The sequence below is a fragment of the Parapedobacter flavus genome, assembly GCF_035818675.1.
GTDB classification, from domain to species: Bacteria; Bacteroidota; Bacteroidia; order Sphingobacteriales; family Sphingobacteriaceae; genus Parapedobacter; species Parapedobacter flavus.
Genome location: NZ_JAYKZZ010000015.1, coordinates 187401 through 201597 on the forward strand (window position 1 = coordinate 187401; position 14197 = coordinate 201597).

The following is a 14197-nucleotide window of genomic DNA, read 5'->3' on the forward strand; positions in this document are numbered from 1 at the left end:
CGGCAAAAATAGCGGTTTTTTCTCAAATTAACACAAGCTTCCGACGTATGCTCGGCCCAGGGGGAGGTTGTCTCCATTGTTTAGCAGAATGTTGGATGCGCTGCGTGCCCGGATGGCGTCTGTGTTAATGAGATACGATTTATGGATTCTAACGAATTTCTTGTTGGTCAGGATGGTCTCGGCGACCTCCTTCAGGCACTTCCGCAGTACGATTTTTTTGTTTTTTGTAATGAAAGTGGTGTAATTGCCTTCGGCATGTGCATAAATCATATCGTCCATCGATATTTTGGTCTTATGTTTCCCGTTTGGCAAGAAAATAACCTGACTTTCTTCTTTAGCCTCCACTTGGTTAAGCGCAATCTCGATAGACGCGTATACATCATTCCGGTTAAAGGGTTTTACAATGTAACCGGCAGGATTGGTAGACTTGGCGGCCTCGATGGTGCTGCGGTCTGCGTGCGATGTGAGGAAGATAAAGGGGATGTGGTAGGTGGCGTTGATTTCATGAGCCAAATCAATTCCCGTTTTTTCACCATATAAGATGATATCGACTAAAACAAGGTCGGGTTTGGCTGTTTTGATGAGTGAAACGGCGTCATCATAGTTCGTGCAAATGCCACAAACGTCGTAACCCAGCTCCTGGAGCATATATTCCAGATCCATGGTGATGATAAGCTGATCTTCTACGATAAGTATTTTTTTCTTTTTCATCCTACTGACGATGTTTTGGTAACGTTACATCCCCGATTCATTAAGAACCACTGATGACGGAACAAAAGTAGTATGATTGGGTTAAATGGGATGTAGTAATATGTCTACATCGCTGTAATTGGGTTGTAATTAATGTGTTATGTGTGATTTAGTTGAGCGTTATCGACAGATCCCGTCTTCTAAAACCCATACCCTGGATGCGCTGCTGCTCAGTACGTTCGGCGTATGCGGATCATTGTTGGTGTCATAGGACAACACGATAGCTCCTTTTCCGGGGTTACCCTCAACCTTTAAGGCAACGGTTTGGCCTTTAGCTAGTTGAACGGATGTGCTGAAAGGCAGGGAAGGGTGGTTGGTTGTTACCGGGCCATCGTTCGTGTGGTATGTAATCGACGAGACAAAGGCTTCGTCATGTGCGGCCACTTGATAGGTGACCGAGCGCTGTTCATCTAATTGTACACCATCAATATCGCAATTGCAATGCGCGGGTGTGAGTTCCAGGCGTTCGTCGCACGACTGCACGATGGCAGAGGCAACTAATAATGAACTGACGATACCGGTTAAACGCATAATCTAATAAGAGATGAACAATCCCTGCAAAGATGCCGATAATGAAAGCTGTAAGGCAATAAACCTTATTGGATTTTTTGATTTTGTAGCTATTCTACTACATATGCTATCCGTTCATTGGGTCGTCGCAAGAAAGTGTGAATGCTGAAGATAGGGGCTGTTGTGGGGAATTGGGAATGTGGAAAACTTTTTTGTGGGGAAAAGTGGGGGAAAGTGGAGTAAATGCCTACTTTTACATCGTATTTATTGCGAGAAGTGTAGTTATGGGCCATTTGATAGGCGAATTTGATTGTAAGCTAGACACCAAAGGAAGAATGGTGTTGCCGGCTGCGCTCAAGAGGCAGATGCCTGATGCTGAGCGCTCTGGGCTTGTTGTCAATCGCGGGTTCGAAAAACATCTCGTTATTTATTCAAGGGGCGAGTGGGATAAGATTACCGATAAGTTGGCGAAACTGAACACCTATAAGGCAAGGAACCGGAAATTTATCCGTGACTTTACCCGGGGGGCTACCGAGTTGTCGCTAGATTCAGCCGGCCGTGTGCTGTTGCCTAAGTCGCTACTTGAATATGGTCAGATTGAAACGGAGGTTGTGCTGTCTTGTCAGTTCAATAAGATTGAAGTTTGGTCTAAAGAGGCATACCATAAATTGTGGGAAGACGATGAGGATGATGATTTCGCAGCGTTGGCGGAAGAGGTGATGGGTGATGAATTAACTGACGAGGATGATGGATAGCGAATATCATGTGCCGGTAATGCTGCGCGAATGCATGGATGCATTGGCGATGAGGCCTGACGGCACGTATGTAGACGTGACATTCGGGGGAGGCGGCCATTCAAAAGAAATCATGAAACATTTGGGCTCCAACGGTAGACTATATGCCTTTGATCAAGACCCCGATGCGTTGCGAAACGCCATAGATGATGAGCGATTCGTGCTCATACACCAGAATTTCCGGTTCCTGAAAAACAACCTCCGGCTTCACGGCGTAAAAGCTGTAGATGGCGTCCTTGCGGATTTAGGCGTGTCGTCTCATCAATTTGATGATGCTCAACGTGGATTTTCCACACGCTTCGAAGCCGAGTTGGATATGCGTATGGATCGCACGGGGCCATTGGATGCCAAACAGGTGCTTAATGCTTATCCGGAAGCCGATCTGCATCGCATTTTCGGTATGTATGGGGAGCTTCATAACGCACGTACATTGGCAAAGACCATCGTTGCTGCAAGACGTATACGGCCTATCAATACGGTAGATGAACTGAAAGATGTTGTCAAAAATATTGCGCCCCGTGGTAAGGAGCATAAGTACCATGCACAATTGTTTCAGGCGCTGCGCATTGAAGTGAATGGTGAATTGGATGCCCTGCAGGAGTTTCTGCAGCAAGCGGTTGCGGTACTGAAGCCGGGCGGACGACTGGTGGTGATGTCTTACCATTCGTTGGAAGATCGGTTGGTGAAGAACTTTATAGCTAAAGGTAAGTTCAAGGGCGAAGTGGAGAAAGATTTTTATGGTAATGAGATCAAGCCATTGGACGCTGTCAGCCGTAAAGCACAGGTGGCTGGCCACGATGAGGTGATTCGTAACAGCAGGGCCCGAAGCGCTAAGCTCCGGATAGCAGAGAAAGTTTAAGCGAGCGAGTTTAAGCAAACAAATATGGCAAGAAACGCATATAAAAGACAGCCGCTGAGTGAAGAGCAGCAAGCCGAATTGCAGGAAACCGTAGAAGAAAAGGCGGACGCCACTCGCAGCTTTTTCCAGGCTTTATTTTCTACCGAGCGGTTTTCGTCGTCTGCATTCGTCGGGTATATACCGTTCATTGCTTTTGTTGGCCTGCTGGCCATCCTTTACATCGCCAACCGCCATTACGCTGAACGGACGATCAGACAGATCGATCACTTAAGTAAGGATGTGAAGGAAATGAACTGGGATTACAAGTCGCTCTCGGCCGATCTGATGAAGCTTACCACCCAAAGCGAAATAGCCAAACGGGTGGATACCATGGGGTTGAAGGAGCGGAAGGCACCTCCCAAGAAAATTGTGGTCATCAGAACAACGAATTGATTTAAGGTTAGCTAAATACAAGAGGCATGAACATCAGAACCGACATATTGCTAAGAGTCTACCTGTCATTCGGGCTGATTGTGCTTTTCGCTATCGCTGTGCTGGCTAAGCTTTTCCACCTGCAGTACGTGGAGGGTGCTGAATGGCGGGCGATGGCTGATAGCCTTTCTACTCGATATGTTGATGTGGAAGCAGTGCGCGGCAATATCTATTCGGACGACGGTAGTCTGTTGGCTACATCGGTTCCCGAATACGATCTTCGTGTGGACTTACTAGCCCCGGGTATTGCACCGGATGATGTTTTTTATGCCAAAGTCGATTCACTGGCAGCTCGGTTATCGGCGTTCTTTAAAGATAAATCGTCTGCACAATATTCCCGGTTGCTCAAGCAAGCGCGTAAGGATGGGAATAGGTACTATCTGCTCAAAAGAGACGTAGGACATCAGGAGCTGAAGGAAATCAAGGAATTTCCAATTTTCAACTTAGGCAAATATAAAGGCGGTTTGATTGCCGAACGTAGTAACAAACGCATCTTGCCGTTTATGAACCTCGCTGCGAGGACCATTGGTTATAAGGTGCCGGCGGAGGATGTACATGTGGGTTTAGAGGGAGCGTACGGAGAGTATATCGACGGGAAGAGCGGTAAACGCCTGGTGAGGCGAATAGCCGGTGGAGTGTGGATGCCGGTGAACCGGGAAATTGAAGTGGCCCCGGTCGACGGCGCGGATATCATCTCCACCATCGATGTAAACATGCAAGACATGGCGCAACGAGCGCTCGAAAAGCAGTTAATTGTGAGTAATGCCGACAATGGCTGCGTCGTTTTGATGGAGGTTGCCACTGGCGAGATACGTGCCGTTGCCAATTTCACGCGGATTGAAGAAGGTGTTTATCGCGAAAAATTCAACTATGCCATCGCCCAAAGCGCCGAACCGGGGTCAACCTTTAAGTTGGCTTCCTACCTTGTGGCACTTGACGACGGCAAAATCGATACGAACACCATCGTTGAAACGGGAAATGGTACCTACCGGGTACACCGGCACACCATTCGCGATACCCATGCTTATGGTACGCTATCGGTAAAAAAGGCGTTCGAAGTATCATCCAACGTCGCCATTACCAAAATCATCAATACCTATTATAAAAACAATCCGGCCGCATTCACCAAGCGGTTGCGCGAGTTGCACCTCAACGAGCCATTGGGGCTACAGATACCGGGCGAAGGAAACCCGCTGATCAAAACACCCGATAGTAAAAGCTGGAGCGGCCTCTCCTTGGTGCAGATGGCTTACGGGTATGAATTGAAACTGACACCCTTGCAGACGTTGAGCTTATACAACGCGGTAGCAAATGATGGTAAGATGGTGGCCCCGCTCTTCGTTAAGGAAATCCGTCGACTGGGAAACACCATTGAGCATTTCGATACGCGTGTCATCGACGAACATATTGCCTCGGATGCTACCATCGGTAAATTACAGGCAATGCTGGCCGGCGTAATGATAGAAGGTACCGGTAAGCGGTTGCGCAATCCGCAGTTGCCGATGGCGGGTAAAACGGGAACTGCACAAATGGCGGATGGGGCGGCAGGTTACCGCAACCGTAAATACCAGTCGTCGTTTGCAGGCTATTTCCCAGCCGATAACCCGAAATATTCGATGATCGTGGTAGTGCAGAACCCTCGGAATGGTTACTACGGTGCATCGGTAGCCGGACCGGTGTTCCGTGAGCTGGCCGATATGGTGTATGCCAATGATCTCGACCTTCAGGATGATTTTGACCGCATGCGTTTCGTTGGCAATACAGCGTTACCCCCCTCACTTAAGGGTTCTAAGGCTGCCACCCTACGTGTGTATGATGCACTGGGCGTCAAAGCGACCTATGCATCCGTTGAGCCCATGCAGCAGGTAGATACGGTAAAGGGAATTCCCTTTTCGGACGGGACAATAAAAGCCGGGGTGGTGCCCAATGTAAAAGGAATGGGGCTCATCGATGCGATGTATGCCCTTGAGAATTCGGGATACCGAACCACTGTAAATGGAAAAGGAAAAGTGGTTGCCCAGTCTTTGGCCGCTGGCAAGCATGTTGAAACAGGGACTTCGGTCGTAATCGAACTGAAATGAAGGCGCTGAAAGATATATTACACGGTATTCCGGTGCATCACGTCGTAGGCAACCTCAACGTGGCAATCGCCGGCGTGTGCTTCGACTCGCGAAATGCGACGCCGGATAGCCTGTTCGTTGCGGTGGTAGGCACACAGGTCGATGGTCACCATTATGTGGACCAAGCCATAACGTTCGGCGCATCCGTGGTGCTGTGTGAAAAGATGCCGGAAGCCACGAAAGATGACGTTACCTATATTCAAGTTGAAGATACCGCTTTTGCGTTGGGAGTGTCGGCATCCAATTATTTCGACAATCCTTCAACTAAATTGAAGCTAGTAGGGGTTACCGGAACCAATGGCAAAACCACGATAGCTACGCTGCTCTATAAACTTTTCCGGCAACTCGGATATGAGGCCGGACTGATTTCTACGGTACAAAACCAAGTGGGCAACCGCATCGTGGCTGCAACGCACACTACGCCGGATCCGATGGCGTTGAATGCGTTGCTGCAAGATATGGTCGATAGCGGGTGTGACTATTGTTTTATGGAAGTGAGCTCACATGCCATCGTACAGCAACGGATAGCTGGACTGAATTTCGCGGGTGGTATTTTCTCTAATATCACCCACGACCACTTGGATTTCCATAAAACGTTTGATGCATATATCCAAGCCAAGAAACGTTTCTTCGATGATCTGGACCGTTTTGCATTTGCGTTGTCAAATGCTGATGATAAAAATGGCGCCGTCATGTTGCAAAACACCTTCGCACACAAGCGAACGTATGGACTTAAAGGAATGGCCGACTTCAAAGCGAAGGTGATGGAAAGCCATTTCGACGGCATGTTGCTCCAGCTCGATGGTAACGAAGTATGGGTGAAGCTTGTAGGCGGTTTCAATGCCTATAATATCACGGCAGTGTATGCCGCAGCTATTTTATTGGAGCAGGAAACCATGAAGGTACTTACTGCCCTGAGCAATATTTCGGGGGCCGAGGGCCGTTTTGAGACCGTTATTTCAGTGGACGGAATTATTGGGATAGTAGACTACGCTCATACACCGGATGCCGTCCGGAACGTATTGGAAACGGTACGTGACCTCCGTAAAGGCAGCCAGCAGATTATTACGGTCCTCGGCTGTGGCGGGGACCGGGACCGGGCAAAGCGTCCTAAGATGGCGGCTGTTGCAGTCGATCATAGTGATAAGGTAATCATTACCTCAGATAACCCGCGGTCTGAAGATCCGCTGGCAATTATAAAAGATATGGAAGTGGGCGTGCCGCAAGAAAAAAAACGGAACACGTTTTCCATTGCCGATAGGCGAGAGGCCATCCGGGCGGCATGCCACCTCGCCCAACCAGGCGACATTGTGTTGGTCGCTGGTAAAGGGCACGAAAAATATCAGGAGATGAATGGTCAACGACACGCTTTCGACGACCGGGAAATATTGATTAAAACATTGGACGAACGATAACGCTATGCTATACTATTTGTTTACTTGGATAGAAGACTATATCCGCGTTCCCGGGTCAGGGTTGTGGCAATACATCTCATTCCGTACCGCTATGGCGGTTATCGTGTCGCTGATCATCACCACAGGTTATGGTAGTCGGCTCATCCGTATTTTGCGTGCCAAGCAAGTGGGGGAGACCATCCGCGATTTGGGTCTTGAGGGTGAAAAGGAGAAGCAAGGTACCCCAACCATGGGCGGGCTGATCATTATTGCTGGGATTTTGGTGCCAACGCTTCTTTTCGCCAAGCTGGAGAATATTTACGTCATCCTCATGTTGGTCACCACCGTATGGATGGGAGCCATCGGTTTTTTAGATGACTACATCAAAGTATTCCGTAAAAACAAAGAAGGGTTGGCTGGTCGCTTCAAGATCGTCGGCCAGGTAGGTTTGGGTATCATCATTGCCTGTACCATGTACTTCCATCCAGATATCGTAGTTCGTGAGACAGTGGCCCACCCTGCGCCGGGTGCAACCGTGGAGCGACACGTTAAGAACGATACCGGACAGACGTATTATACGAAAGACGTGAAATCGACGAAGACCAATATCCCCTTTTACAAAAACAACGAATTCGATTACGCTAAGGTGTTAGGTTCGTTCGGCGGCAATCAGTCGACCTTGACATTCATCGTCTTTTTAGTTGTCGTTGTTTTTATTGTTGCTGCCGTATCCAACGGCGCCAATATTACGGATGGCATCGATGGGCTTGCTACGGGTACCTCCGCTACTGTCGGCGGCACCCTCGCTATCCTTGCGTATGTATCGGGTAACGTGATTTTTTCAGACTACCTCAACATTATGTATATCCCCAATTCCGGTGAGCTCGTTATCTTTGCTGGAGCGTTTGTGGGAGCTTGCACCGGATTTCTGTGGTACAACTCCTACCCCGCGCAGGTCTTCATGGGCGATACGGGAAGTCTTGCCATCGGCGGGATTATCGCCGCGTTTGCCGTGTTGATCAGGAAAGAGTTGCTCATTCCGATTTTATGTGGGGTATTTCTTGTCGAAAATCTGTCGGTCCTTATACAGGTGTCTTATTTTAAATATACGAAACGGAAATACGGCGAAGGGCGCCGGATATTCAGGATGTCGCCCCTTCACCACCACTACCAAAAAAAGGGATACCATGAGGCTAAGATTGTTACTCGTTTTTGGATATTGAGTATTCTACTCGCTATTCTTACCATCGTGACATTGAAAGTTAGGTAGCAAAATGGCAGCGATACCCACATATCATTATCCGCAACAGGGAAAACTTACGGTGCTCGGCGCAGGCGAGAGTGGTGTAGGTGCTGCTATATTGGCCCGTAAAAAGGGGTTTGAGGTGTGGGTGTCGGATAGCGGAAAGATTGCCGATAATTATAAACAGGTGCTCGGCGATGCCGGTATACCGTTCGAGGAGGGGGTGCACACCGCATCACGTATCTTGGAGGCTGCCCTTGCCATAAAGAGCCCGGGGATTCCGGCAACCGTACCGATTGTGCAAAAGTTGAAAGCGCAACAAACGCCAGTGATTTCGGAAATCGAGTTCGCAGCACAATATACCGATGCCAAACTAATCGGTATTACCGGTTCGAACGGGAAATCAACCACCACAATGTTGACGTGGCATATCTTGAAACAAGCGGGGCTTAACGTGGGGTTAGCTGGTAATATCGGACGGAGCTTTGCGTGGCAGGTCGCCCGTGAGCAGTTTGACTACTACGTATTGGAGTTAAGCAGCTTTATGCTAGATGATATGTTTTATTTCCGTGCCGATGTGGCGGTGCTGCTTAACATTACCCCGGATCACCTGGATCGATATGAATATACATTGGAAAAATATACAGAATCGAAATTCCGTATTGTTAAAAACCAACAGCCGGGAGATCTTTTTATTTACTGCGCTGACGACCCCGTTACGATGGCAGCGTTGCCAAAGCACCACACCGCAGCGCAGGCGTTGCCATTTAGCCTTCATATGAAGGTAGAGCCAGGCGCCTTCCTCAATAGCAGCAATGAACTTGTAATTAACGTACCAAACCAAGATATATTTACGATGGATATCAATGAACTTTCCCTCCAGGGTAAACACAATGTGTACAACAACATGGCCTCCGGACTGGTGGCCAAGGCCCAAGAACTTCGCAACGCTTCCATGAAGGAAAGCATGGGGTCGTTCAAAAACATTCCGCATCGCTTGGAATTCGTGGCGTGTATCGCTGGCGTCAATTATATCAACGATTCAAAAGCAACCAATGTAAATGCGGTTTGGTATGCACTGGAGAGCTTTGCACCCCAGGTCGTATTGATAATGGGCGGCGTGGATAAAGGCAATGACTACGAGATGCTGCGCGACCTGGTGAAAACCAAAGTACGTGCAATTGTATGTATCGGTAAAGATAATTCAAGGATATACGACGCTTTGGAGGATGATGCGAAGATTATCGTCAACAGCTCGAGTATGCGTGATGCCGTTGAGATAGCGTCGCATTTGGCTCAGAAAGGTGATACAGTGCTGCTTTCGCCAGCGTGTGCGAGTTTTGATTGGTTCCGGAATTTCGAAGACCGGGGCGACCAGTTTAAGGAAGCGGTGATGGATTTGTGAGTTGATTTGAAAACGCGGAGATGCGGCGATTTGAAGATGAATTGCTGAATTTTCAAATTTTCAAATTTTCAAATTGAAATAAGATGGAACAAGCATTTTCAAAATTGAAGGGAGACCGATGGTTATGGATCATCATCATCGTGTTATCGGTATGGTCACTGCTTGCAGTATACAGCTCTGTGGGTACCTTGGCTTATAAGGAAGGGAAGGGCACGGAAGTGTATCTGATCAAGCATACCCTGCTTATCTTCGGTGGTTTCGCTTTGATGTATTTTTCGCATCTGCTCGACTATCGTTGGTATGCTGGTATTTCCAAGATTTTGATGATCATAACCATCCCGCTATTGCTGTACACGTTGCTTTTTGGGAATACCGTCAATGAAGCGAGCCGGTGGGTAACGATTCCGGTGATCAACCAGACGTTCCAGACTTCCGATCTGGCCAAGCTGGCACTGATTACCTTTCTTGCACGGACATTGACTCGTAAGCAGGAAAACATCAAAGATGTCAAAAAGGCGTTCCTGCCGATTATGGGGTCGGTTTGTGTCATATTTGTCCTTATCGCTCCGGCAAACCTTTCCACTGCACTGATGTTGTTTGGCGTTAGCGTGCTGTTGTTGATCATAGGTCGTATCAGTATCAAGCAAATTGCCTATGTGTGCTTAGGCGTGTTCGTGTTATTGGTGTTGGTTGTGGCGCTGGGACCCAGACGGGAAACGTACATGTCGCGGGTAGAAACGTATCTCAACGGCGAAAAGGCAGATACCGACCGATCCTATCAGGCAGACCACGCAAAGATAGCTATCGCATCCGGTGGGTTGTTTGGCAAAGGCCCGGGCAATAGTACACAACGAAACGTGCTGCCCCACCCATACTCCGACTTTATCTTCGCCATCATCATTGAAGAATATGGCGCGGTCGGAGGCGTGATATTGGTGTCGCTGTATGTCGCGCTGATGTTTCGATGTATACGCATCGTTACCTTAAGCCCCAAAGCATTCGGCGCACTGTTGGCTGCTGGCTTGGGGTTCAGCCTCGCGTTGCAGGCATTGGGCAACATGGCCGTCGCGGTCGGTTTGGGCCCCGTAACAGGCGTTCCGCTCCCCCTCGTGAGTATGGGGGGCACATCCATATTGTTTACCAGCCTCGCCTTTGGTATTATCTTGAGCGTAAGTCGTAATATCGATGAAATGAAGGCAGTAGGCACGCAAAACGAACAAAGTAAGAAAGTGATTGTGGGCGAAATTCCGGCAATGAGCTAGAAATATACGGGTAACGTAAACGAAATCAACGACAATGGCAAAGCGGATTATCATAAGCGGCGGGGGTACAGGAGGGCATATCTTTCCGGCCATCGCTATTGCCCATGCATTGAAACGCTTGGCGCCCGATACCGTACTGCTTTTCGTGGGGGCAAATGGGAAAATGGAGATGGAGAAAGTGCCGGCTGCGGGATACGAAATTGTAGGGCTCGATATCCAAGGGATCAACAGGACATCACTTTGGAAGAACCTTGCGCTACCCTTTAAGCTCTACAAGAGTATCCGTAAAGCACGACGTATTATTCGTGATTTCCGACCGGATGCAGCAGTAGGAGTAGGCGGATATGCCTCCGGCCCTTTACTGCACGCTGCGGCGCGGATGAATGTGCCCTGTCTCATTCAGGAACAGAATTCTTATGCAGGCCTCACCAATAAGCGGCTGGCTGATAAAGCAGAAAAGGTGTGTGTAGCGTTTGAGGGGATGGATAGGTTTTTTCCCAAAGATAAAATTTTGTTTACCGGCAACCCGATTCGCCGTGATGCGGTGGATATACGGCATAAGCGCACCCAGGCAATCGAATCATTGGGTTTATCGCCCGAAAGGAAAACCATTCTTCTCACCGGTGGTAGCCTCGGTGCACGCACATTGAATAAAAGCATGTGGGAAGGGTTGGATCGTTTGGCGGCAGCCGATGTACAAGTAATTTGGCAATGTGGAGCGTATTATTACGATTCACTGCGCGAAACCGTTGGCGCGAAGTACGACCGTACCGTAAAACTGACGGCTTTCCTCCAACGCATGGACTTTGCCTACGCCGCTGCCGATATCATCATCGCAAGGGCCGGTGCCGGCACCATTGCGGAACTTTGCGTGGTTGGCAAGCCAAGCATACTGGTGCCATCGCCAAATGTGGCTGAAGATCATCAAACCAAAAATGCCCAAGCGTTGGTGGATAAGACAGCAGCACTGATGGTGACTGATTCGGAAGCGCCACAAAAACTGATAGACACCGCTTTGGATTTGCTAAGCAACCCCGAAGCGTCCGAAACATTGCGCTCAAATTTGAAAGAATTAGCCGTCGTGGATGCCGACGAAGTAATTGCGCAGGAAGTGTTGAAATTGGCAGGGAAAAATGAGGAGTGAGACGACAGATAACAGACAATAGACAACAGACAATGAATATAAGCAACATCAGACAAGTATATCTCATCGGGATCGGTGGCATTGGCATGAGTGCCCTGGCGCGCTACTTCCGTCATTTGGGGTGTCTGGTGGGTGGATATGACAAAACGGAAACCGATTTGACACGCCAGCTCGTATCTGAAGGAATCACCATAAATTACACCGACGATTTTGGTGTGGTCAACGATGTGTTTAAATCGGTCGACGAGCATAGCCTGATTATCTATACCCCCGCCGTGCCCGGCGAGTTGGGGATCCTCAACCAATTTCAGGAATTGGGCCATACACTGTTCAAGCGGTCGCAAGTGTTGGGGCTGATCAGCCAAAATAAGTTTACCATTGCGGTTGCGGGCACGCATGGCAAAACTACCACTACAGCACTGATCGCCCATATCCTAACGGACAGTGGTTTGGGCTGCTCAGCTTTCTTGGGCGGGTTGAGTACAAACTACAATACCAATGTGCTTTTCTCCGACAATGATATCATGGTGGTGGAGGCCGATGAGTTTGACCGATCGTTTCTCACGTTGTATCCCGATATTGCTATCGTGACTTCCGCCGATGCCGACCATTTGGATATTTATGGTGACAGAAGCCAGCTTCATGAATCATTTCGGTTGTTTCTGGGCCAGTTGCATGATGAGGGCAAACGTATCATCAAGGCAGACCTGCCATTCGAAGCGGATACTTATTATTCGGCGGCAACAGCTGCCGACGCCCATGCGGATAATATACGCGTAAAAGGCGGTGAATTTTATTTTGATTACGTATACAAGGGCGGGCGTGTAACAGATATACACTTGGGCGTGCCGGGACAACACAACGTAGAAAACAGTATTGCGGCAATCGTTGTTGCGCAATTGCTGAAAATTCCTATGTTGAAAATCACCGACGCATTGTCGTCGTTCGCAGGGGTGAAGCGTCGATTCGAATACATTGTGAAAACAGCGGATACCGTTTATATCGATGACTATGCACATCATCCCGAAGAATTGAAGGCATTTTTTTCAGCGGTACGGCAACTGTATCCCAGAAAGAAACTGACGGCCATCTTTCAGCCACATTTATATAGCAGAACACGTGATTTTGCCGCCGATTTTGCCCAAGCGCTTGGTACGGTGGATACCCTGCTATTGATGGAAATCTATCCAGCCCGGGAGATGCCCATTAAAGGCGTTGACGCACGGATGCTGCTTGAGAAAGTGTCCATTGACGATAAGCATGTCTTGAGTTCAGATAACATACAGACGTACGTGCGTAACAAGCGCCCCGAATTGCTGGTAACGGTGGGTGCGGGAGATATCGATTTATTGGTGAAACCATTGAAAGCCATATTGGAGCATGAATAATAGGGTACCATACCGATTCAATTGGCGTAGCCTCGGGTACGGGGCGATCGGCCTGGTATGGCTTGCCGGAACCATCGTGTTGATGAGTTTCATCGATACCAAAGGCAGCGAGCAGGCTTGCACGGCGGTACGGGTCATTTTATTAGGTAATGAGTCGTTCATCGAACAGAAAGATATCGCGGCTCTTTTGGTCGATAAGTTCGGCGAATTGGAAGGTCGCACGCTGGAAAGTATCCCCATCCATCAAATCGAAGACGATCTGCGGCAAATCCCCTACGTGTTTTCGGCAATTGTTACGACGGATATGGATGGACTATTGACCGTACGGGTCAAGCAACGGGAAGCTGTGGTAAGGGTCATCAACCGCGACGGTCCTGATTTTTATATCGATCTGCAAGGCCATAAGATGCCCGTTTCGCCGAAATACGTCCCGCGTGTACCCATAGTGAATGGCTTTATTTCAGAACCCTATGACGGCACGCTCGACAGCACGAAGAGTCAGTTGGTGACCGCTATTTTCGAAACAGCGCAGTACATCAGCGCAGATAGTCTATGGAGCAGCCAAGTGGTTCAGCTTTATGTCAATGAGCATCACGATATCGAACTGGTGCCCCGTGTAGGTGGGCAACAGATTATTTTGGGTAACGCCGATTCACTGGATAGAAAATTCGAAAAACTACTGCTGTTTTACCGCAAAATTGTCCCCAAAACGGGTATCAATGCTTACAAGTCGGTAAACCTAAAGTACGCAGGGCAGATTATCTGTGAGCGGAGCCCTCATTTCAATCTCGACGACATTATTATTTTATCGGATTCAACGCATCAAAATTCAATAAATAGCAACAATACACAATAAT

Annotated in this window: 13 protein-coding genes; 11 read left to right on the plus strand and 2 right to left on the minus strand. The window is 48.5% G+C overall.

All coding sequences use genetic code 11. From position 1 onward, the window contains the following. Nucleotides 1-27 precede the first annotated feature (27 nt). Nucleotides 28-711 carry a response regulator gene (locus U9S71_RS13005; RefSeq protein ID WP_326327940.1) on the minus strand — a complete coding sequence of 228 codons (684 nt, stop codon included), beginning with the start codon at nucleotides 709-711 and terminating at the stop codon, nucleotides 28-30. A gap of 159 nt (nucleotides 712-870) precedes the next feature. After that, the gene (locus tag U9S71_RS13010) at nucleotides 871-1281 is read right to left on the minus strand and encodes a hypothetical protein (protein WP_326327941.1); all 411 of its coding nucleotides are present in this window, start codon (nucleotides 1279-1281) and stop codon (nucleotides 871-873) included. Between the two features lie 263 nt (nucleotides 1282-1544). Here U9S71_RS13010 and mraZ point away from each other — a divergent pair, with 263 nt between their 5' ends. From mraZ to U9S71_RS13065, 11 genes are all read left to right on the plus strand, one after another. Further along, complete coding sequence (mraZ, locus tag U9S71_RS13015) at nucleotides 1545-2015, plus strand: division/cell wall cluster transcriptional repressor MraZ (protein ID WP_326327942.1); 471 nt, start codon at nucleotides 1545-1547, stop codon at nucleotides 2013-2015. Next, nucleotides 2008-2913 (plus strand): 16S rRNA (cytosine(1402)-N(4))-methyltransferase RsmH, encoded by a 906-nt coding sequence (gene rsmH, locus U9S71_RS13020; RefSeq protein WP_326327997.1) that lies wholly within the window; start codon nucleotides 2008-2010, stop codon nucleotides 2911-2913. Before mraZ ends, rsmH begins: the two co-directional genes overlap by 8 nt. 24 nt (nucleotides 2914-2937) lie before the next feature. After that, complete coding sequence (locus U9S71_RS13025; RefSeq protein ID WP_326327943.1) at nucleotides 2938-3345, plus strand: FtsL-like putative cell division protein; 408 nt, start codon at nucleotides 2938-2940, stop codon at nucleotides 3343-3345. Nucleotides 3346-3371: 26 nt separating this feature from the next. Then, nucleotides 3372-5465: a penicillin-binding protein gene (locus tag U9S71_RS13030; RefSeq protein WP_326327944.1), complete on the plus strand. Its 2094-nt coding sequence runs from the start codon at nucleotides 3372-3374 to the stop codon at nucleotides 5463-5465. Then, nucleotides 5462-6919, plus strand: a complete 1458-nt coding sequence (locus U9S71_RS13035; RefSeq protein WP_326327945.1) for a UDP-N-acetylmuramoyl-L-alanyl-D-glutamate--2,6-diaminopimelate ligase — start codon at nucleotides 5462-5464, stop codon at nucleotides 6917-6919. Before U9S71_RS13030 ends, U9S71_RS13035 begins: the two co-directional genes overlap by 4 nt. Nucleotides 6920-6923: 4 nt before the next feature. Then, nucleotides 6924-8168 carry a phospho-N-acetylmuramoyl-pentapeptide-transferase gene (gene mraY / locus U9S71_RS13040; protein WP_326327946.1) on the plus strand — a complete coding sequence of 415 codons (1245 nt, stop codon included), beginning with the start codon at nucleotides 6924-6926 and terminating at the stop codon, nucleotides 8166-8168. 4 nt (nucleotides 8169-8172) lie between these two features. Beyond that, nucleotides 8173-9546: a UDP-N-acetylmuramoyl-L-alanine--D-glutamate ligase gene (murD, locus tag U9S71_RS13045; protein ID WP_326327947.1), complete on the plus strand. Its 1374-nt coding sequence runs from the start codon at nucleotides 8173-8175 to the stop codon at nucleotides 9544-9546. An 83-nt stretch (nucleotides 9547-9629) separates the two neighbouring features. Then, complete coding sequence (locus U9S71_RS13050; protein WP_326327948.1) at nucleotides 9630-10808, plus strand: FtsW/RodA/SpoVE family cell cycle protein; 1179 nt, start codon at nucleotides 9630-9632, stop codon at nucleotides 10806-10808. 34 nt (nucleotides 10809-10842) lie between these two features. Beyond that, entirely contained in the window at nucleotides 10843-11952 is a 1110-nt protein-coding gene (gene murG, locus U9S71_RS13055) for an undecaprenyldiphospho-muramoylpentapeptide beta-N-acetylglucosaminyltransferase (protein ID WP_326327949.1), read from the plus strand. 32 nt (nucleotides 11953-11984) lie between these two features. Then, a complete protein-coding gene (gene murC, locus U9S71_RS13060; protein ID WP_326327950.1) occupies nucleotides 11985-13340 on the plus strand; it encodes a UDP-N-acetylmuramate--L-alanine ligase in 1356 nt (451 codons plus the stop codon). Beyond that, nucleotides 13333-14196 carry a cell division protein FtsQ/DivIB gene (locus U9S71_RS13065; protein ID WP_326327951.1) on the plus strand — a complete coding sequence of 288 codons (864 nt, stop codon included), beginning with the start codon at nucleotides 13333-13335 and terminating at the stop codon, nucleotides 14194-14196. The genes murC and U9S71_RS13065 overlap by 8 nt, the downstream gene beginning before the upstream one ends. Nucleotide 14197 lies beyond the last annotated feature (1 nt).

Bases quoted from the DNA above. Each gene is read 5' to 3' on its own strand.
- murC (WP_326327950.1), top strand. From the start codon at position 11,985: ATGAATATAAGCAACATCAGACAAGTATATCTCATCGGGATCGGTGGC.
- U9S71_RS13035 (WP_326327945.1), top strand. From the start codon at position 5,462: ATGAAGGCGCTGAAAGATATATTACACGGTATTCCGGTGCATCACGTC.
- rsmH (WP_326327997.1), top strand. From the start codon at position 2,008: ATGGATAGCGAATATCATGTGCCGGTAATGCTGCGCGAATGCATGGAT.
- U9S71_RS13050 (WP_326327948.1), top strand. From the start codon at position 9,630: ATGGAACAAGCATTTTCAAAATTGAAGGGAGACCGATGGTTATGGATC.
- mraZ (WP_326327942.1), top strand. From the start codon at position 1,545: ATGGGCCATTTGATAGGCGAATTTGATTGTAAGCTAGACACCAAAGGA.
- U9S71_RS13030 (WP_326327944.1), top strand. From the start codon at position 3,372: ATGAACATCAGAACCGACATATTGCTAAGAGTCTACCTGTCATTCGGG.
- U9S71_RS13010 (WP_326327941.1), bottom strand. From the start codon at position 1,281: ATGCGTTTAACCGGTATCGTCAGTTCATTATTAGTTGCCTCTGCCATC.
- murG (WP_326327949.1), top strand. From the start codon at position 10,843: ATGGCAAAGCGGATTATCATAAGCGGCGGGGGTACAGGAGGGCATATC.
- U9S71_RS13025 (WP_326327943.1), top strand. From the start codon at position 2,938: ATGGCAAGAAACGCATATAAAAGACAGCCGCTGAGTGAAGAGCAGCAA.
- mraY (WP_326327946.1), top strand. From the start codon at position 6,924: ATGCTATACTATTTGTTTACTTGGATAGAAGACTATATCCGCGTTCCC.
- U9S71_RS13065 (WP_326327951.1), top strand. From the start codon at position 13,333: ATGAATAATAGGGTACCATACCGATTCAATTGGCGTAGCCTCGGGTAC.
- U9S71_RS13005 (WP_326327940.1), bottom strand. From the start codon at position 711: ATGAAAAAGAAAAAAATACTTATCGTAGAAGATCAGCTTATCATCACC.
- murD (WP_326327947.1), top strand. From the start codon at position 8,173: ATGGCAGCGATACCCACATATCATTATCCGCAACAGGGAAAACTTACG.